Source organism: Methylobacterium sp. 174MFSha1.1 (assembly GCF_900116815.1).
Classification (GTDB): domain Bacteria; phylum Pseudomonadota; class Alphaproteobacteria; order Rhizobiales; family Beijerinckiaceae; genus Methylobacterium.
In genome coordinates this window covers 113,090-131,386 of the sequence record NZ_FPCB01000018.1, presented here as the reverse complement: position 1 = coordinate 131,386, position 18,297 = coordinate 113,090, and the positions used below count along the sequence as shown (strand labels likewise).

At 71.3% G+C, this 18,297-nt stretch carries 14 protein-coding genes; 5 read left to right on the top strand and 9 right to left on the bottom strand.

What is annotated here, in order from left to right:
* Positions 1 to 148 precede the first annotated feature (148 nt).
* Complete coding sequence (locus BM430_RS35305) at positions 149 to 2,206, top strand: methyl-accepting chemotaxis protein (RefSeq protein ID WP_244539520.1); 2,058 nt, start codon at positions 149 to 151, stop codon at positions 2,204 to 2,206.
* Between the two features lie 156 nt (positions 2,207 to 2,362).
* Here the strand turns inward: BM430_RS35305 and BM430_RS16955 are convergent, their stop codons facing one another.
* The 4 genes from BM430_RS16955 to BM430_RS16940 form a co-directional block, all read right to left on the bottom strand.
* Positions 2,363 to 4,030 (bottom strand): methyl-accepting chemotaxis protein, encoded by a 1,668-nt coding sequence (locus tag BM430_RS16955; RefSeq protein ID WP_093568419.1) that lies wholly within the window; start codon positions 4,028 to 4,030, stop codon positions 2,363 to 2,365.
* Between the two features lie 311 nt (positions 4,031 to 4,341).
* Positions 4,342 to 7,512 carry an efflux RND transporter permease subunit gene (locus BM430_RS16950; protein ID WP_093568418.1) on the bottom strand — a complete coding sequence of 1,057 codons (3,171 nt, stop codon included), beginning with the start codon at positions 7,510 to 7,512 and terminating at the stop codon, positions 4,342 to 4,344.
* Positions 7,513 to 7,525: 13 nt separating this feature from the next.
* Positions 7,526 to 8,722: an efflux RND transporter periplasmic adaptor subunit gene (locus BM430_RS16945; RefSeq protein WP_177303082.1), complete on the bottom strand. Its 1,197-nt coding sequence runs from the start codon at positions 8,720 to 8,722 to the stop codon at positions 7,526 to 7,528.
* A 252-nt stretch (positions 8,723 to 8,974) separates the two neighbouring features.
* A complete protein-coding gene (locus BM430_RS16940; RefSeq protein ID WP_143132057.1) occupies positions 8,975 to 9,229 on the bottom strand; it encodes a hypothetical protein in 255 nt (84 codons plus the stop codon).
* 275 nt (positions 9,230 to 9,504) lie between these two features.
* On the opposite strand from BM430_RS16940, the gene pcaF reads away from it, so the two are divergent.
* From pcaF to BM430_RS16925, 3 genes are all read left to right on the top strand, one after another.
* Positions 9,505 to 10,719, top strand: coding sequence for a 3-oxoadipyl-CoA thiolase (gene pcaF / locus BM430_RS16935; RefSeq protein ID WP_093568416.1), 1,215 nt, complete (start codon positions 9,505 to 9,507; stop codon positions 10,717 to 10,719).
* 331 nt (positions 10,720 to 11,050) lie between these two features.
* The gene (locus tag BM430_RS16930) at positions 11,051 to 11,986 is read left to right on the top strand and encodes a helix-turn-helix transcriptional regulator (RefSeq protein WP_093568415.1); all 936 of its coding nucleotides are present in this window, start codon (positions 11,051 to 11,053) and stop codon (positions 11,984 to 11,986) included.
* Positions 11,987 to 12,103: 117 nt separating this feature from the next.
* Entirely contained in the window at positions 12,104 to 13,144 is a 1,041-nt protein-coding gene (locus BM430_RS16925; RefSeq protein WP_093568414.1) for a KpsF/GutQ family sugar-phosphate isomerase, read from the top strand.
* A gap of 241 nt (positions 13,145 to 13,385) precedes the next feature.
* On the opposite strand, the gene BM430_RS16920 is transcribed toward BM430_RS16925, so the two are convergent.
* From BM430_RS16920 to BM430_RS16900, 5 genes are all read right to left on the bottom strand, one after another.
* Positions 13,386 to 13,799 carry a nuclear transport factor 2 family protein gene (locus BM430_RS16920; RefSeq protein WP_093568413.1) on the bottom strand — a complete coding sequence of 138 codons (414 nt, stop codon included), beginning with the start codon at positions 13,797 to 13,799 and terminating at the stop codon, positions 13,386 to 13,388.
* Positions 13,800 to 13,885: 86 nt separating this feature from the next.
* Positions 13,886 to 14,464, bottom strand: a complete 579-nt coding sequence (locus tag BM430_RS16915; protein ID WP_093568412.1) for an NADPH-dependent FMN reductase — start codon at positions 14,462 to 14,464, stop codon at positions 13,886 to 13,888.
* A gap of 57 nt (positions 14,465 to 14,521) precedes the next feature.
* Positions 14,522 to 15,847, bottom strand: coding sequence for a TRAP transporter large permease (locus tag BM430_RS16910; protein WP_093568411.1), 1,326 nt, complete (start codon positions 15,845 to 15,847; stop codon positions 14,522 to 14,524).
* Positions 15,844 to 16,443 carry a TRAP transporter small permease gene (locus BM430_RS16905; protein ID WP_093568410.1) on the bottom strand — a complete coding sequence of 200 codons (600 nt, stop codon included), beginning with the start codon at positions 16,441 to 16,443 and terminating at the stop codon, positions 15,844 to 15,846. The genes BM430_RS16910 and BM430_RS16905 overlap by 4 nt, the downstream gene beginning before the upstream one ends.
* A gap of 40 nt (positions 16,444 to 16,483) precedes the next feature.
* Positions 16,484 to 17,275 carry a glutathione S-transferase family protein gene (locus BM430_RS16900; protein WP_093568409.1) on the bottom strand — a complete coding sequence of 264 codons (792 nt, stop codon included), beginning with the start codon at positions 17,273 to 17,275 and terminating at the stop codon, positions 16,484 to 16,486.
* A gap of 184 nt (positions 17,276 to 17,459) precedes the next feature.
* On the opposite strand from BM430_RS16900, the gene modA reads away from it, so the two are divergent.
* On the top strand, positions 17,460 to 18,242 hold the full coding sequence (gene modA / locus BM430_RS16895) for a molybdate ABC transporter substrate-binding protein (protein WP_093568408.1): 783 nt from the start codon (positions 17,460 to 17,462) through the stop codon (positions 18,240 to 18,242).
* The last annotated feature ends 55 nt before the right edge of the window (positions 18,243 to 18,297 follow it).

The following is an 18,297-nucleotide window of genomic DNA, read 5'->3' as shown; positions in this document are numbered from 1 at the left end:
CCGCCGCCGGGGCTGCCCGGGCGGCCGACCCCCGCCGAGTCGGGGATGCTCCTCCCGCCGCACGACATCAAGGTTGTAAGACCTATCTTAAGCAATCGCCGTGATAGATATCCCAGATTGCTCAAGTCGACCGTTCGAGCCGCCTGACATGTCGCTGCGTAGACAAATTTTCCTCATCCTGGGCCTGATCGGCTGCCTGCTGGTCTGGCTCGCGGGTTATCAGGTCGCCGACGCCTGGAACCGGGCCGACATCATGCGGCGGGCGGCGGAGGCCAACCGGGTGACTGACGGGCTCGCCGCCGCCGCCGCGTCGCTGGCGGCCGAGCGGGGCCTGACCAACGGCTGGCTCGCCAAGCCGCCAGCGGCCGGAGAGCTCCCGACCCTGGCACGTTTGCGCGAGGAGGGGGACCGCCAGCTGACGGCCGCCCTGGAGAACCTGCGGCAGGACGAAGCGGTCTCGACGGCGGCGACGGCCCTCGGCGAGGCGCGCCGCGACCTCGCGGCTCTGCGCCGGCGGGTCGACCGCGTGCTCGCCGGCACGCCCGATGCCGACCTGGCGGCGGCCTGGTTCCCGGCCGCGACCGGCGTGATCGCCCGCGAGCAGGCCCTGTTCGACGCGGTGCGGGCCGGCCTCGCCGGCTCGGTGCCCGGCGCGCTGCATCACGGGCTCGACATCAAGCGGGCCCTGTGGGACGCGGGCGAGTTCGCGGGCCGCGAGCGCGGCCGGCTCAACGCCGCGATCGCCGGGCGGCAGGCGCTCGCCGTCGAGCAGGTCCGCGCGCTTTCCGGGCTCGCCGGGCGGGTCGAGGCCGCGTTGGCCCAGGCCCGCGCCTCCGAGCCGGCGCTCTCGCCGGAATTCCGGACCGCGCTGGCTTCGGCCTCGCGCCGGGTGGAAGCGTTCGAGGCGACCCGCGCGGCGGTGATCCGGGCCGGCGCGGCGCGCGAGCCCTACCCCGTCACCGCGGAGGAATGGTTCCGGCAGGCGAGCGACGTCATCGCCGGTATCGCCGAGGCCCGGGCGGCGGCCACCGCGTCGCTCGGCGCGATCGTGGCGGCGGAGAGCCGGGCCGCCGAGACCTGGCTCCTCGCCGCGCTGGCGATCCTCGCCGGCGCCTGCGCGGCGGTCGGCGGCGGCGCGCTGATGCTGGTGCGCGGCGTGACCGGGCCGCTCGCCCGGATGATCGAGGCGATGCGCCGCCTCACCGCCGGCGACCTCGCCGTCGCGGTGCCGGCGGCCTCGTCCCGCAGCGAGATCGGCGCGATGGCGGCGGCGATGGTGGGCTTGCGCGACGGGCTCGCCCGCGCCGCCGCCCTGGAGCAGGAGGCGGCCGCCGCCCGCGAAGGGGCCGAGGCGCAGCGCCGCGCGGCGCTGCGCGAGCTCGCCGACCGCTTCGAGAGCTCGGTCGGCGGCGTGCTGGCGGCAGTGACCGCCGCCTCGTCCGAGATGGAGGCCACGGCGCGGGGCATGAGCGACATCGCCGGCCGCACCGCCGACCAGAGCACCAGCGTCGCCGCCGCCGCCGAGGAGGCCTCCTCGAACGTCGCCACCGTCGCGGCGGCGGCGGGCCAGCTCGGCGCCTCGGTGCACGAGATCGGCGGCCGGGCCGGCACCTCCGCCGAGATGGCCCGGGCCGCCGCCGAGGCCGCCGGCCAGACCGCGCGTCTCGTCCACGAGCTGCGCCAGGGCGCCGCGAAGATCGGCGACGTGCTCGGCCTGATCTCGTCGATCGCCGACCAGACCAACCTGCTGGCGCTCAACGCAACGATCGAGGCGGCGAGGGCGGGTGCGGCGGGCCGGGGCTTCGCGGTGGTGGCCGCCGAGGTCAAGGCGCTCGCCGGCCAGACCGGCCGCGCCACCGCGGAGATCGCCGACCAGATCGCCCGCATCCAGGGCTCGACCGAGCAGGCCGTCGCGGCGATCGGCGGCATCGCCGGGCAGATCGGCGAGATCAGCTCCGCCTCGACCGCCATCGCGGCGGCGGTGGAGGAGCAGGGCGCGGCGACCCGGGAGATCGTCCGCACCATCTCGGAGGCGGCCAAGGGCACCGACGAGGTGACGGGCAGCGTCGTGCGGGTCGCGGGCGCGGCCGACGAGACGGGGGCCGCGGCGAGCCAGGTCCTGTCGGCGGCGAGCGAGCTGTCGCGCCAGTCGGAGCACCTGCGCGGGGAGGTGGGGCGGTTCCTGACGACGGTCAGGGCGGCGTGAGTTCCAGGGGCCGGAGGTCCGTCGCCGGCCCGTTCATCGACCTCTCGCCGTCGGCCCGGCCTTAAGAAAGCCGGGCCGATCGCCGCGCGCGATCTCCGACGTGGGCGCCTGTCCTCCGACGAGGCGGCCCCCAACCCATCGAAGGAGGGCCTCCGGTCAGGCCGCCCGGATGGTAGCGAGGAAACGGTCGACCTCCGCGCCGAGCTGCTCGGACTGGCGCGACAATTCGGAGGCGGCGGAGAGGACTTGGCCGGCCGCTGCCCCCGTCTCCTCGGAGGCCTGCGCCACGCCGGCGATGTTGCCGGTGACCTCGGTGGTGCCGGACGAGGCCTGGGCGACGTTGCGGACGATCTCCTGCGTCGCCGCACCCTGCTGCTCCACCGCAGCGGCGATCGAGGTCGCCACGCTGTCGATCTCGCGGATCCGCCCGGTGATGCCGCCGATCGCCGCCACGGCCTGGGCGGTGACGCCCTGCACCTCGCCGATCTGGCGTCCGATCTCCTCGGTCGCCCTGGCGGTCTGGGCGGCGAGGGCCTTCACCTCGCTCGCCACCACGGCGAAGCCGCGCCCCGCCGCGCCGGCGCGGGCCGCCTCGATCGTGGCGTTCAGCGCCAGGAGGTTGGTCTGGCCGGCGATCGAGGAGATCATCCCCACCATGTCGCCGATCCGGCCCGAGGTGGCCTGCAGCGCCTGGACCAGGTGCGCGGTCTGGTCGGCCTCGCTCACCGCCGCCCGGGCGAGCTGCGCCGAACCCGAGACCTGCCGGCCGATCTCGACCACCGACGATCCCAGTTCCTCGGACGCCGCCGCGACGGTGTTGACGTTCGCGGCCGCCTCCTCCGCCGCCGCGGCCACGGTGGTGGATTGCGACGCGGTCTCGGTGGCGATGGTGCTCATCTGCCGGGCGGTGGCCTGGAGCTCGGTGGCCGAGGACGACACCATCCCGACGATGCCGCCGACCGCGCGCTCGAAGCCGTCGGCGAGCTCGATCATCGTGCGCTTGCGCGCCGCCGCCGCCGCCGCGTCGGCCCGACGCTTGACCTCGGCCTCCTCGGCCGCCTTGCGGGCGACCATCGCCTTGATGCCCTCGACCGCCTGGCCGACCGCGCCGATCTCGTCGCGGCGGGCGGCCTCCCGGATCTCCGCGTCGATCTCGCCGCGGGCCATGCGCTGGAGCACGCGGACGAGGCCGCCGAGGGGGCGGGTGACCTGGTACACCACCGTGTAGACGCCGTAGGCGATGCTGAGCACCGCGAGGGCGAGGGCGGCGAGCAGCCCAAGGCGCGACCAGCCGGCGGTGGCCTCGGAGCTGTGGAACTCCGCCTCCGCCTCGCGGACCTGCACGCCGGTCAGCTGGCTCAGCGTCGCGGTCGTCGCCTGCATGCCCTTGAGCAGGTCCGCATGCGTCGTCTCGAACTCCGCCTGCCCGCCGGCCGCGAGGCGCCGGAGGATCTCGGCCGCGATGGCGCCGTTGCGGTCGATCTGCCCCTGGAGGTCCTTGGCGAGGACCGTCTCCTCCGGGGTCAGGTAGGTCGCCAGGTAGGCCGACCATTGCGTGCGCACGTTCGAGAGGTCGCGCCCGATCCGCTCCCTCGCCAAAGCCGGCTCGATCTGCCGGCCGCGCAACTGCCGCGAGACGTCGACGAGGTCGTCGTAGGCGTCGCGGATGATGCTGAACTGCCGCAGGCAGACGACGCGATCCTCGAAGACGGTCTTGAGGCTCTGATGGCTCCAATGCAGCGCGAGATTGCCCAGCGCCGCGGTGGCGAGCAGGAGCAGGCCGAGGCCGGCGAGCAGGGCGACGAGCCTCAGTTTGATCGTCATGCGAGGTCTTTCGAAGAGTGGGCGCGACGATCGGCGGCGATCCGGGCCCGGAGCGCGCGATCCGGTCGTGGTCGCACAATATTTATGCAAATTGCTTAAGAATTCATTCCTGACCTTGGGAGGTCCGGCCGTGATCAAGAAACAAACCGACACCATCGCCGTTAGCGCCAGTGGAGCGCGACGGACCATCGCAAGGTGTTGGTCCCTATAAGATGCAACCTTGGGTCATGCAGCCCGCGAGAGATGGATCGCGAGAGCTGAATCGCCGGCGGGGCGCGGGCCGGCCCGGGGGCCGGCCCGCCCGGCCGTCGTCAGTGCCCGTGGGCGGGCTCCCGCGCCGGTGCGGGCTCCGGCGCCTGCACCGCCCCCGCCTCATTCTCCGCCCGCACCCGGCGGCGCTGGAAGAACCGCATCGCGACGACGAAGAAGACCGGGACCAGGATCACCGCCAGCACGGTGGCGGAGATCATCCCGCCCATCACGCCGGTGCCGATCGCCTGCTGGCTCTTCGAGGCCGCGCCGGTCGCGATGGCGAGGGGCACGACGCCGAAGATGAAGGCGAGCGAGGTCATCACGATCGGCCGGAAGCGCAGGATCGACGCCTCGATCGTCGCCGGCACCAGCTTCGTGCCGGGCTTCCAGAGTTCGCGGGCGAACTCGATGATCAGGATCGCGTTCTTCGCCGACAGGCCGATGATCGTGATGAGGCCGATCTTGAAGTAGACGTCGTTCGGCATCTCGCGGATCAGCACGCCGGCGACCGAGCCGATCACGCCCAGCGGGATGACCAGCATTACCGCGAGCGGGATCGACCAGCTCTCGTAGAGCGCGGCGAGGCACAGGAACACGATCAGCACCGAGAGGGCCAGCAGCAGCGTCGCCTGCGAGCCAGCCTGCTTCTCCTGCAGCGACTGGCCGGTCCAGGTATAGCCGAAACCCTTCGGCAGCTGCGTCATCAGCCGCTCCATCTCGGCGATCGCCTCGCCGGAGGTGAAGCCCGCCGCCGGCTCGCCGGTGAAGCGGACCGACTGGTAGCCGTTGAAGCCGATGATCTGGGCCGGGCCGACGCTCCATTTCAGGTCGGCGAAGGACGACATCGGCACCATCGTGCCCTGCTGGTTCTTCACGCCGTAGTTCAGGAGGTCGGTGGCGTTGAGGCGCTGGCCGTCCTCGGCCTGGACGATCACCCGCTGCATCTTGCCCCGGTTGGGGAAGTCGTTGGTGTAGACCGAGCCGAGATTGACCTGGATCGTGTCGTTGATGTCGGCGAACGAGACGCCGAGCGCCGCCGCCTTCTCCCGGTCGATCACCAGCTCCGCCTGCGGCGCGGGCGGCAGGCCCTCGACGTAGACGTTCTTGAGCATCGGGCTCTTGCGGGCGAGCGCCAGAAGCTGCTCCTGCGCCGCCATCAGGGCGGCGTAGCCCTTCTGGGCCCGGTCCTGGAGGCGGAAGCTGAAGCCCGAGGCGTTGCCGAGGTTGTCGATCGGCGGCGGCTCCAGCGCCTGGATCACCGCGTCGCGGTAGCTCGCCATCGCCTTGTTGGTGCCGACGACCAGGGCCGCGGCCGACTGGTCCTTGCCGCGCTCCGACCAGGACTTGAGCGTGACGAAGGCCTGCGAGGTCATCTGGCCCTGCCCCGAGAACGAGAAGCCGTTGACGATCGTGACGGTCGCCACGCCCGGCTGGGCCATCAGGTGCTCCTCGGTCTTCTTCACCGCCGCGAGCGTGCGGTTGAACGAGGAGCCCGGCGGGGTCTGGATGTCGACGGTGAAGAAGCCCTGGTCCTCGACCGGCAGGAAGCCCTCGGGCAGGCGCACGAAGGCGTAGGCCACGCCCGCGACCAGGATCAGGTAGACCACCATCATCCGGCCGGACTTGGCGACCGCCCAGGCGACGCCGCGGCCGTAGCGCGCGGTCTCGCGGTCGACGATGCGGTTGAACCAGCCGAAGAAGCCGCGCTTGGCGTGGTGGTGGCCGGGCTCGACGGGCTTCAGCAGCGTGGCGCAGAGGGCCGGGGTCAGCGAGAGCGCCAGGAAGGCCGAGAAGGCGATCGAGGTCACCATCGCGATCGAGAACTGCCGGTAGATGATGCCGACCGAGCCAGGGAAGAACGCCATCGGGATGAACACCGCGACGAGCACCAGCGTGATGCCGATGATCGCACCCGTGATCTGGCCCATCGCCTTGCGGGTCGCCTCCTTCGGGGAGAGACCCTCCTCGGACATGATCCGCTCGACGTTCTCGACCACCACGATCGCGTCGTCGACCAGGATGCCGATGGCGAGCACCATGCCGAACATGGTGAGCACGTTGATCGAGAACCCGGCGAGCAGCATGATCGTGCAGGTGCCGAGCAAGGCGATCGGCACCACGATCGTCGGGATCAGGGTGTAGCGGATGTTCTGCAGGAACAGGAACATCACGATGAACACCAGCACCACCGCCTCGACGAGGGTGTGGAGCACCTTCTCGATCGAGGCCTCGACCGCCGGCGTGATGTCGTAGGGGATGTCCCACTTCACCGTGTCGGGGAAGAACTGCGACAGCTCCACCATCTTGGCGCGGATCGCCTTGGCGGTGTCGAGGGCGTTGCCGTCGGGGGCGAGCGTCACCGAGATGCCGGCGGCCGGCCCGCCGTTGAGCCTCGTGGTGAACTTGTAGTCCTCGCCGCCGAGCTCGATCCGGGCGACGTCGCGCAGCCGCACGGTCGAGCCGTCCGGGTTGGCGCGCAGCACGACCGCGCCGAACTCCTCCGGCGCCCGCATCTGGCCCTTCACGACGATCGGGAAATTAACCTTGTGGACCTCCGGGCTCGGCTGGGCGCCGACGGCGCCCGAGGCGATCTGGACGTTCTGGCGCGTGATCGCCTGGGTCACGTCGGAGGCGTTGAGCGACAGGCCGCGCAGCTTGTCGGGGTCGATCCAGACCCGGAGCGAGCGCTCGGTCGAGTACAGGGTCGCGCGCCCGACGCCCGGGATGCGGCGGATCTCGTTGATGACGTTGCGGATCAGGAAGTCGCCGAGCGCGACCTCGTCCATCGACCCGTCCTTGGAGACGAGCGTGATGATGTTGAGGGTCGCCGCCGAGGCCTCCTCGACCAGGATGCCCTGCTGGCGCACTTCCGCAGGCAGCCGCGCCTCGACGCGCTTGAGGCGGTTCTGCACCTCGACGCCGGCATAGCCCGGATCGGTGCCGGGCTCGAAGTTCGCGGTGATCTCGATGACGCCGAACGAGTCGCTCGCCGATTCGAAGCTCTGGATGTTGGCCGCGCCGTTCAGCTCATCCTCGATGAGGCGGGTCGTGCCGGTATAGAGGTCCTCGACCGAGGCGCCCGGGAAGGCGGTCGAGAGGGCGATCGAGGGCGGCGCGATGATCGGGTACTGCGCCACCGGCAGCATCGGGATCGTCAGGACGCCGCCGAGACAGATGAACAGCGCGACGACCCAGGCGAAGATCGGCCGGTCGATGAAGAAGCTCGCCACGTCAGGGCCTCCCTCAGCGCTGCTCGGTCGAGGCGGGCTGGCGCCCGGCCCCGGCCGCGGCCATGGTGGTGGTCTCGAACGGCACCGCGGCGACCTTGGTGCCGGCGACGATCTTCTGGAAGCCCTCGGCGACGACCCGGTCGCCGGCCTTCAGCCCCTCGCGGATCACCCACTGGCCCTCGACGACGGGACCGACCTCGACCGGCTGGAGCACCACCTTCTCGCCCTCGCCGACGAGCCAGACCTGGGCGCGGCCGTCGTTGGAGCGATGCACCGCCTGCTGCGGCACCGCGATGGCGTCGGAATCGATGCCCTGCTTGATCCGGGCGCGCACGTACATGCCGGGGAAGAGTTCGCCGTGCGGGTTCGGCACCACGGCGCGGAGAGTCACCTGGCCGGTGCTCGGATCGGCGGTGACGTCGGAGAACAAGAGCCGGCCGGGCTCGGGGTAGAGCGAGCCGTCATCCATGATCACGCGCACGCTCGCGACGTCGGCCGCGAGGCGGTCGAGCTCGCCGCTGGCGAGGTCCCGGCGCAGCTTGTTCAACTCGCCGACCGACTGCGTGATGTCGACGTAGATCGGGTCGAGCTGCTGGACGGTCGCCAGATTGCTGGCGCCCCCCTGCTCGACGAGGGCGCCTTCGGTCACCAGCGCCCGGCCGATGCGGCCCGAGATCGGCGCCCGCACGTCCGTGTAGCCGAGGTTGAGCTGGGCCCGGTCGCGCGCCGCCTTGGCGCCGGCGACCTCGGCCTCGGCCTGCTTCTGGCCGGCGAAGGCGGCGTCGTACTGGGCCTGACTCGCGGTCTGGCGCGAGAGCAGGGTCTCCAGGCGCTCGGCCTGCTGGCGGGCGAGCACCAGGGCGGCCTCGGCCTTGGCCAGCGTCGCCTCGGCGCTGGCGAGGTCGGCGCGGAACGGCATCGGGTCGATCTTGTAGAGGACGTCGCCCTCCTTGACCTGGCTGCCCTGCTCGAAGGTGCGCTTGATCACGAGGCCGGCGACGCGGGCGCGCACCTCGGCGATGCGGGTCGGCGCGGCACGCCCCGGCAGGTCGCGCTCGTAGGGAATCGGCTGGTGCTTGACCGTGACGATCGAGACTTCCGGCGGGGCGGCCGGGGCCGCGGGGGCGGCGGCCTGCTCGGCCGGCTTGCAGGCGGCGAGCCCGAGGAAGAGGGCGGTCGCTCCGAGGAGGATGCGGCGGCGTTGGGTCACGGGCGGTCTTTCCTGCGCGGTTTTCGGGAAGCGGGCGCATGAGCGCCGCGGGGCTTCCCGCGAGGGGGTCGGGCGAGAGATCGGAGACAACGGTCGGCGCGCGGCGCGAATCGCACGACTCAGGAGTCGGGACTCGGCGCAATCGCGCGTCGGTTCCGCTGCCGGTCGGGCACGCGGCATCGGTGAGCGTCGGAGGCTCGCAGGGTTCCGCGGCGGAGATGTGACGGGGGCGTCCGGCCGGGGACCGGGCCGTCAGACCCTTCCCTTCGGCGGGCGCTCGGGCAGGGCGGCACCGGCCTGGACCAGGGCGCCGAGGCGGCGCGGCGGCAGCAGCGTGGCGGCGGGAGCGGCCGGGCCGTCGGCCGGGCAGGCGAGGTTCGCGCTCGCCGCGCCGCTGTCGTCCGGACGCGGATTGTCGACCCCGCCGGCCGTGAGGGTGCAGGCCGGGCTCTTGACCCAGTGCGCGTGCAGGCTCGCCATCGGCGAGGCGCCGTGGCTGGCGCGCAAGACCGGCTCCGGACGGCCGCCCGCGGCATCAGCCGCCGACATCGCCAGAAGAGCGAAGCCGAGGCCGAGAAGGGCGGTCGCGCAGAAGCGCGCGAGAGATGTCCAGAGACGACCGGTCACAGAGCGGGACAGTGGGGGTTCCGACCGCACCGCACAAGGCGCCGCGACATTCTGTCAGTGCCCGGACCGGGTCCGGCCGGGCGGGTGCGGGGGCTTGATCCAGCCGCCGCACCGCCGTACCGATTTTTCGAAACGAGCAACCGGGAGGAGCCTTCATGAGCGCGGCGCGGGACGTCTACATCTGCGATTACGTGCGCACGCCGATCGGCCGCTACGGCGGCGCGCTCGCGAAGGTGCGGGCGGACGACCTCGCAGCCGTGCCGCTCGCCGAGCTCGCGCGCCGCAACCCGGCCCTGAAGGAGGCGGTGGAGGAGGTTTTCCTCGGCTGCGCCAACCAGGCCGGCGAGGACAACCGCAACGTCGCCCGCATGGCGCTGCTGCTCGCCGGTTACCCCGAGCACGTGCCGGGCCTGACCCTGAACCGGCTCTGCGCCTCGGGCCTCGACGCGGTCGGGGCGGCCGCCCGGGCGATCCGCGCCGGCGACCTCGACCTCGCGGTGGCGGGCGGCGTCGAATCGATGACCCGGGCGCCGTTCGTGATGGGCAAGAGCGAGGGCGCGTTCCAGCGCCAGGCCGAGATCCACGACACCACGATCGGCTGGCGCTTCATCAACCCGGTGCTCAAGCATCAGTACGGCGTCGATTCGATGCCGGAGACCGCTGAGAACGTCGCCGAGGACTACCAGGTCGGCCGCGCCGACCAGGATGCCTTCGCGCTGCGCTCGCAAGCCCGCGCTACCCGCGCCCAGGACGACGGGACCTTCGCCAGGGAAATCGTCGCAGTCGAGATTCCCGACCGCAAGGGCAACCACATCAAGGTCGACCGCGACGAGCACCCGCGGGCCGACACTACGGCCGAGGGCCTCGCCAAGCTGAAACCCTTCGTGAAGAAGGACGGCACGGTGACGGCCGGCAACGCGTCGGGCGTCAACGACGGCGCCGCCGCCCTGGTGCTGGCCTCGGCCGAGGCCGCCGAGCGCCACGGCTTCCCCCCCATCGCCCGGGTGCTCGGCCTCGCCTCGGCCGGCGTGCCGCCCCGCGTGATGGGCATCGGGCCGATTCCCGCCGTCGAGCGGCTCTGCGCGCGTCTCGGCCTCAAGCCGTCGGACTTCGACGCCGTCGAGCTCAACGAGGCCTTCGCCTCGCAGGCGCTCGCCTGCCTGCGCGGCCTCGGGCTGCCCGACGATGCCGACCACGTGAATCCGAATGGCGGCGCCATCGCGCTCGGCCACCCGCTCGGCATGTCGGGCGCGCGCATCGCCGGCAGCGTCGCGCTCCAGCTCGCCCGGACCGGCGGGCGGCTCGGCCTCGCCACGATGTGCGTCGGCGTCGGCCAGGGCGTGGCCTTGGCGGTCGAGCGCGTCGGCTGATCCGGGGAAATCCGCGGCGGGGCGCCGCAGGCCTCCGCCGCGGGAGGGAGATATCGTCGTGGATTAAGCCGGCTCCTATGCCGGATTCCCGGCGATCGCCCGCGTCCTTTCGCACTGCACCATGGTGCGTCCTCACGGCTTGCGGTAAGCATGCTCGTCTGTGCCCATATCGGGTCTCGCCCCTCCGAGGAACCGCCCGGACGACGCTCCCGCCCCGCGCGGGACGGCCGCCGGCAGACGATCCCATGACACGACACAGCTTGATTTCCGGTCCCACCCTCCCGCCCGGACGCAGCCGCGGCTCCGTCCTCCGGTTCCGGTGAGGCCCGCCATGCCAACCAGAAACCGTCCGGGCGCGGACGATTCCGTGTCCGGTGCCTCAGAGGCGGACGATCCGGAATCGGAATTCCTGACCGTCCTCGGCCAGCGCGTCCGCACCATGCGGGCGGTGCGGGCGATGTCGCGCAAGATGCTGTCGCAGACCTCCGGCCTGTCCGAGCGCTACATCGCGCAGCTCGAGGGCGGGCAGGGCAACGTCTCGATCATCCTGCTGCGCCGGGTCGCGCTCGCCATGGGCGTGCGGCTCGAGGATCTGATCGCCGCGGTCGAGAGCCCGCCGGACTGGCCGGTGGTGCGCGACCTCCTGGAGAAGGCTTCCGCCGATCAGATCGCCGAGGCCAAGCGCGTGCTCTCGGGCGCGGCCGCGCCGGGCGACGGCCCGACGCAGCGCGTGGCGCTGATCGGCCTGCGCGGCGCCGGCAAGTCGACCCTCGGGCGGATCCTCGCCGAGCGGATGGGATGGACCTTCGTCGAGCTCAACCGCGAGATCGAGCGCGAGAACGGGCTGTCGGTCGCCGAGATCTTCGCGATCTACGGCCAGGAGACCTATCGCCGCCTGGAGCAGGGGGCTTTGCGGCGCCTCGCCGAGCGGCCGGGCCCGATGGTGCTGGCGACCGGCGGCGGCATCGTCGCCGAGCCGGTCACCTTCGACCTGCTGCTGTCGTCGTTCTTCACCGTCTGGCTCAAGGCGCGGCCGGAGGAGCACATCCACCGGGTGCGCGAGCAGGCCGCCAAGGGCATTGCCCCGACGCGGATGCCTGACAGCGACAACGCGCTCAGGGAGATCCGCGGCATCCTGATGAGCCGCGAGCCGCTCTACGCCCGGGCCCGGGCGGTCGTCGACACCGCCGACCACAACGTGGCCGAGACCGCCGCCGAGCTGACCGGCTTGGTCGAGACCTACCTCGGCGGGCGGCGCGGCGCCTGAGGCACCGGCGCCGCCACCGCCGAAATTCGCGGGGCGGCGGCGCGGGCGCACGTATTCTGGCCGCAAATGAGTCGGCAGGCTCCGGACCGCAGGATCACGTCGCGATCGAGGAGCACGATGGAGAGTTCGAACCGGGCCGAGAGCTACGCGGCACACGAGGGCGCGGCGGCGCAGGTGGTCGAGGCGGCGCATTTCTCCGCCATCCGCAGCGTCCGCACCGAGGCCGAGGCGCTCCTGACCCTCGCCCGCGCCCTCGACCACGAGCTGAAGGCCGGGTTCGGCGCCGCCGTCGCGGCGATCCACGCCATTCCGGGCCGGGTGATCGTGTCGGGCATCGGCAAGAGCGGCCATATCGGGCGCAAGATCGCCTCGACGCTCGCCTCCACCGGCACCCCGGCCTCGTTCATCCACCCGAGCGAGGCCAGCCACGGCGACCTCGGGATGATCACCCAGCAGGACATCGTCATCGCCCTGTCCTGGTCGGGCGAGACGGCCGAGCTCGGCGACCTGATCAGCTTCTCCAAGCGCTTCGCCGTCACGCTGATCGGCATGACCTCGAACCCGGGCAGCACGCTCGGCCAGGCCGCCGACATCCTGCTGCCGCTGCCGCTCGTCAAGGAAGCCTGCCCGCACAACCTCGCGCCGACCTCGTCGAGCGTGATCCAGCTCGCCCTCGGCGACGCGCTGGCGGTAGCGCTGCTCGAGCGCCGCGGCTTCTCGGCCAGCGACTTCAAGCTCTTCCACCCCGGCGGCAAGCTCGCCGCCCGGCTGAAGACCGTGGCCCAGCTGATGCACGCCGGCGAGGAGATGCCGCTGGTGCCCCGGGGCCTGCGGGTCTCCGAGGCGCTGATCGCCGTGATGGGCAAGCGCTTCGGCTGCGCCGGCATCGTCGACGAGGCGGGGCGGCTCGTCGGCATGATCACCGACGGCGACGTGCGCCGCCACATGAGCGCCGGCGCCGGCCACAGCGACCTCCTCGCCCGCCGGGTCGAGGAGATCATGACGCCGTCGCCGATCACCACCAGCCCCGGCACCTTCGCCAGCGCCGCCCTGGAACTGATGAACCGCAGCCAGATCACCGCCCTGTTCGCGGTGGAGAGCGGACGCCCGGTGGGGATCCTGCACATCCACGATATCTTGCGGGCGGGGGTGGTGTAGGGGGCGAACGGCTTTCGCCGAAAGATTCTATACCCTCCGCGTCATTCCGGGGCCGCGCAGCGGAGCCCGGAATCCAGACACTCCGGTATTTCAGATGCAAGCGGAACAGTCTCCGCCTCATCCTAAATCATCCGCGGCTCTGGATTCCGGGCTCCGCTGCGCGGCCCCGGAATGACACGCAGGGTGTCAACACCTTGGATTGCTGTCCAACAAACAGCGATGACCAGCCCGAGGCCGATTATCACGGCAGCAAAAACGACAGCGTCCTGACCCCGACCCAGCCCCAGTAGACCCGGTGATGGGCGATGAGCCCGTCGGCGAGGTCGATCATCTCCATCAGGTCGATCTGGTCGCCGTCCGGTGTCCGGCGCGGGTATTCCCACACCATCTGCTGCCCCGCGGAGAAGACGACTCCCGTGCGGTACCAGCGGCCCAAGCCGTTCTGCGGCGACCGGAAGCCGTCCTCGAAAAAGTCCCGGATCGCCGCCCGGCCGGTGAGGATCCCGCTGCCGCCCTCCGGCCGGGACACCCAGACCAGCGGGCTCTCGAAGACGGCCTCCTCGGCGTAGAGCGCCGTCAGTCTCTCGATGTCGCGATGCACGACGCTGTCGTGCCACTGCCGGTGAATGTGGCGGATGGCGGCGTCCAGGCTCATGGTCGATCCTCTCCGGCACCGGGATGTGGCCGGTGCCGGACGCTAGCCCCGCGCGCGCCGCGGATGCTTCGGTCCCTGCCGAAGCCTCAGTACGGCACCCCGCCCCGTCGCTTCTCCCGCAGCGCCTCGGCGTACCAGGTCAACTCGTCGAGGAACCGCCCGGTCGGGCGCTCCAGCCAGGGGAGGAGGGGCTGGCCCTCCTCGTCGAGCGCCTTGTGCACCTCGGGGATCGGCAGCAGCGAGGGAATGCTCGGGGTGCCGAGCTCGCCCAGCATGGCGCGCAGCTGCATTGCCGCACGCACGCCGCCGTAGCGGCCGGCCGAGTAGCAGACGATCGCCGAAGGCCGCCAGAAATACTCCTCCAGGAAGTGGTCGAGGGTGTTCGACAGGGCCGGCGGGATGCTGTGATTGTATTCCGCCGAGACGACCACGAAGGCGTCCGACCGGCGGAAAAGCGTCGCCAGCCGCTCCAGGGCGTCGGGCGCCTCGCCCTTCGGATATTCCTTGTACATCCTCTCCAGAAGCGGAAGGCCGAGCTCGGCCGGATCGACCAGCGGCGCCTCGTGGCCGCGGGATGCGAGGGCGCCCGCGACGTAGCGGGCGGCGCGCAGGCCGTTGCGCCCCTGGCGCACCGAGCCGAGGATCACCGGGATCACGAGGGTCATGGTGGAACTCCGGACGGATCTGACACCGCCCGGAGCCTACAGCGTTCCGGCAGGATCTCACATCATCCCGAGCATCCGCGGCAGCCACAGGGAGATCGCCGGGACGTAGGTGACGACGACGAGGAACATCAGCATGGTCAGGAGCCAGGGCCAGACCGCGATGGTCAGTTCCGTGATGCCCATGCGGGTGATGCCCGAGGCGACGTAGAGGTTGAGGCCGACCGGCGGGTGGCACATGCCGACCTCCATGTTGACCACGATCAGGATGCCGAAATGCACCGGGTCGATGCCGAGCTTGGCGGCGATCGGGAACAGGATCGGCGCCATGATCAGCACGATGGAGGAGGGCTCCATCACGTTGCCGGCGACGAGCAGCAGCAGGTTGACGATGAGCAGGAACACCACCCAATTCAGGCCGGCCCCGGTGATCCAGCTCGCCATCTGTTGCGGGATCTGCTCGCTCGTCATCAGGAACGAGAACAGCACCGCGTTGGTGATGATGTAGAGCAGCATCGCGCTCATGTTGGCCGAATCGAGCAGCACCCGCGGCACGTCGCGCCAGGTGAGGTCGCGGTAGACGAACAGCGCGATCACGAAGGCGTAGACCGCGCTGACCGCCGCCGCCTCGGTCGGGGTAAAGGCGCCGCTATAGATGCCGCCCAGCACCAGCACGATCAGCAGCAGGCCCCAGACCGACTTGCGGAACGCGACCCAGCGCTCGCGCCAGCTCGCCTTCGGCATGCGCGGGTAGCCGAACTTGCGCGCCCGGTACCAGGTGGTGAGGCCGAGCAGCGCGGCCAGCATCAGGCCCGGGATCACGCCGGCGACGAAGAGCGTCGAGATCGAGGCCGAGGAGACGCGCTGCCCGTCGGGCCCGGTCACCACCGCGCCGCTGGTCGCCACCGAGTACATCACCATGACGATCGAGGGCGGGATCAGGATGCCGAGCGCGCCCGATGTGGTGATGACGCCGGCGCCGAAGCGCTTGGGGAACCCCTGCGCCACCATGGCGGGCAGGATGATCGAGCCGATCGCCACGACGGTGGCCGGGCTCGAGCCCGAGATGGCGGCGAAGAGCGCGCAGGCCATGACGCCGGCGAGCCCCAGGCCCCCGTGCCAGTGGCCGATCATCGCGGTGGCGAAGTTGATCATCCGCCGGGCGACGCCGCCATGGGTGAGGAAGTTGCCCGACAGGATGAAGAACGGGATCGCCATGATCTCGAAGTTTTCGATCCCGGTGAACAGCTTGAGCGCCACCGCCTCGATCGGCACGGTGGTCATGGTGAACAGGAAGGTGAGCACCGAGAGGCCGAGCGCGATCGAGATCGGCATGCCGGTGAGCATCAGGGCGATGAGCAGCCCGAAGATGATGGCGGCGTTCATCGCGCGGGTCCTCCGGTGCGGGCCTCGGCAGCGAGATCCTGCGCGGCGTGTGGGCTCTCGACCACGCCCTCGACGTGGCCCGGATCGTGGTGGGGCAGTTCCCCGGTGCGCCAGAAGCTCCAGGCCACCTGGAGGAAGCGGAAGCACATGAGGTACGAGCCGAGCGGGATCGCCAGGTAGACGACCCAGCTCGGGATCTCGAGGTCGGGGGTGGTCTGGTCGGTGTCGACGAGGCCGTAGACGAAGCGCGCGCCCATCGTGCCGACGATCGCGGTGAACAGCGCGCCGGCGAGAAGGCCGAACAGCACGATCCGGTCGCGCCACGCGGGCGGCAGTTGGTTCACCGCCACGTCGACGCCGACATGGATGCCGGTGCGCACCCCGTAGGCCGCGCCGAACTTCGCCATCCAGACGAACATGTAGATGCACAGCTCCTGGGCCCAGGAGAGGTGGATCGCGGTGGTGATGGAATAGAGCGCGTCGATGCCGGACGCGTAGCGGTGCACGACGGCGACGAAGATCAGAATCGTCGCGCCCGCCATCAGGCTCGCGATCAGGATCTCCTCGAGTCGGTCGAGGATGCGCAGGGGGTGCATGGGGTCTCCCGGGGATCTTCTTCTTGTGAGCGGGGTGGCGTCAGGATTCCCCGCCGCCGGGCCAGGGAAAGCGGATGGTGCGATCGCGCAGGCCCGCCAGCACCACCTCGACCCCGCCGGACTTCACCATCCATTCGAGGCGGTGGTCACGGTATTCCCGCCGGCGCCCGCCGGTGGTGTAAAGGTCGGCGGCCTCGGCCATCCGAGCCGCCGCCGCGTCGAATTCCCGGAACGTCTGCGCCACCGAGGGGCGCTCGCGGATCCGCGCGTGCCAGCGGGCGAGGGGGCTGCCCGCGGCGGGCCCGAGCCCGTAATGCACCGAGCGGTTGACCATCGGGGCCGCCGCCGCGTCGGCCCAGCCGAACCGCCCGCCCCCGAACCACTCGGCCTCGCCGAGGCGGCCGGTCAGCCAGTCCTGCAAGGTCTTCGTCTGCGCCGCGGCCTCGGCGCGCAGGCGGTCGGCCAGCGCCCCGGTGGCGCGGCGGAACCACAGGATCTCGCCGAACCCCCAGTTCACGGCCTCGTACTGGGTGTCGCAGACCTCCTCGGTCATGCGGGCGAAGGCGCGGGCGGCGGGATCGCGCGGCAGCAGGGGCGGGTCGGGCCAGCGTTCCTCGATGTATTCGAGGATCACGGTCGATTCGAACAGGCTCACCCCGCCATCGATCAGCACCGGCACCTCGGTGCGGGGATTGGCCTTGGCGAACGCACCGTCGCTCCGCCCGGTGCCGAAGGTCTCCGGCACCTCGGCCGTGAAGGACACGCCCTTCTCGCGCAGGGCGATCTTGACCTTCTGCGCATAGGACGAGAGCGGGTGCTCGTAGAGCAGCATGATGTCGGTTCCCCCCGGACCGTCTCGTTCGTTTGGGGGGAGTGTCGCACGCGCAGGAGGCCTCGGCGAACCCGACGATGGTTGGTGAGCGCGAAAAAAGATCGGTTCGCGAACCGGGGCTGGTCGATGTTACGACGGGCGGCATATAACGCGGACAGCCGCTACGCGCCGAGGATCCACCGCCATGCGCCGCATCGTCCGGGCCGCCTGCCTGCTCTTCGCCGCGACGCTCGCCCTCCCGGCCGTGGCGGCCGAACCCACGACGGTCTTCGCGGCGGCGAGCCTGAAGAACGCCCTGGACGAAGCCGGCAAGGCCTTCACCGCCGAGAGCGGCCTCCCGGTCCGGGCGAGCTACGCCGCCTCCTCGGCGCTGGCGCGCCAGATCGAGCAGGGCGCGCCCGCCGACCTCTTCGCCTCGGCCGACCTCGAATGGATGGATTACCTCGCCGCCCGCAAGCTGATCCGGCCCGAGACGAAGGTGAACCTGCTCGCCAACCGCCTGGTCGTAGTGGCGCCCAAGGACGCGACCGTGTCCGAGGCGGCGTTCACGGCGGAGTGGTTCACCCGGGCGCTCGGGCCGGACGGCCGGCTCGCCACCGGCGAGGTCAGTTCGGTTCCGATCGGCAAATACGCCAAGGCGGCGTTCGAGAAGCTCGGCCTGTGGGCGCAGGTGCAGTCGCGGCTGGCGCAAGCCGACAACGTGCGGGCGGCGCTCGCCCTGGTCTCCCGCGGCGAGGCGCCCCTCGGCGTGGTCTACGAGAGCGACGCCAAGTCGGATCCGGGCGTGAAGGTGGTGGGGGTGTTTCCGGCGGACAGCCATCCGCCGGTGGTCTACCCCTTCGCGGTGACGGCGGACGCCAAGGGCGAAGGCGGCGCGCGCTTCCTCGCCTATCTCCGGAGCAAGGCCGCCCGGCGCTTCTTCGAGGCGCAGGGCTTCACGATGATCGGGGAGGGGGCGTCGCAGTAGCACGCCCCGCCAGTCTTCACGCCAGCTGGAAGCCGCGGCAGGGCGTCCCGCCCGT

Bases quoted from the DNA above. Each gene is read 5' to 3' on its own strand.
- BM430_RS35305 (WP_244539520.1), top strand. From the start codon at position 149: ATGTCGCTGCGTAGACAAATTTTCCTCATCCTGGGCCTGATCGGCTGC.
- BM430_RS16955 (WP_093568419.1), bottom strand. From the start codon at position 4,030: ATGACGATCAAACTGAGGCTCGTCGCCCTGCTCGCCGGCCTCGGCCTG.
- pcaF (WP_093568416.1), top strand. From the start codon at position 9,505: ATGAGCGCGGCGCGGGACGTCTACATCTGCGATTACGTGCGCACGCCG.
- BM430_RS16930 (WP_093568415.1), top strand. From the start codon at position 11,051: ATGCCAACCAGAAACCGTCCGGGCGCGGACGATTCCGTGTCCGGTGCC.
- BM430_RS16925 (WP_093568414.1), top strand. From the start codon at position 12,104: ATGGAGAGTTCGAACCGGGCCGAGAGCTACGCGGCACACGAGGGCGCG.
- BM430_RS16920 (WP_093568413.1), bottom strand. From the start codon at position 13,799: ATGAGCCTGGACGCCGCCATCCGCCACATTCACCGGCAGTGGCACGAC.
- BM430_RS16915 (WP_093568412.1), bottom strand. From the start codon at position 14,464: ATGACCCTCGTGATCCCGGTGATCCTCGGCTCGGTGCGCCAGGGGCGC.
- BM430_RS16910 (WP_093568411.1), bottom strand. From the start codon at position 15,847: ATGAACGCCGCCATCATCTTCGGGCTGCTCATCGCCCTGATGCTCACC.
- BM430_RS16905 (WP_093568410.1), bottom strand. From the start codon at position 16,443: ATGCACCCCCTGCGCATCCTCGACCGACTCGAGGAGATCCTGATCGCG.
- BM430_RS16900 (WP_093568409.1), bottom strand. From the start codon at position 17,275: ATGCTGCTCTACGAGCACCCGCTCTCGTCCTATGCGCAGAAGGTCAAG.
- modA (WP_093568408.1), top strand. From the start codon at position 17,460: ATGCGCCGCATCGTCCGGGCCGCCTGCCTGCTCTTCGCCGCGACGCTC.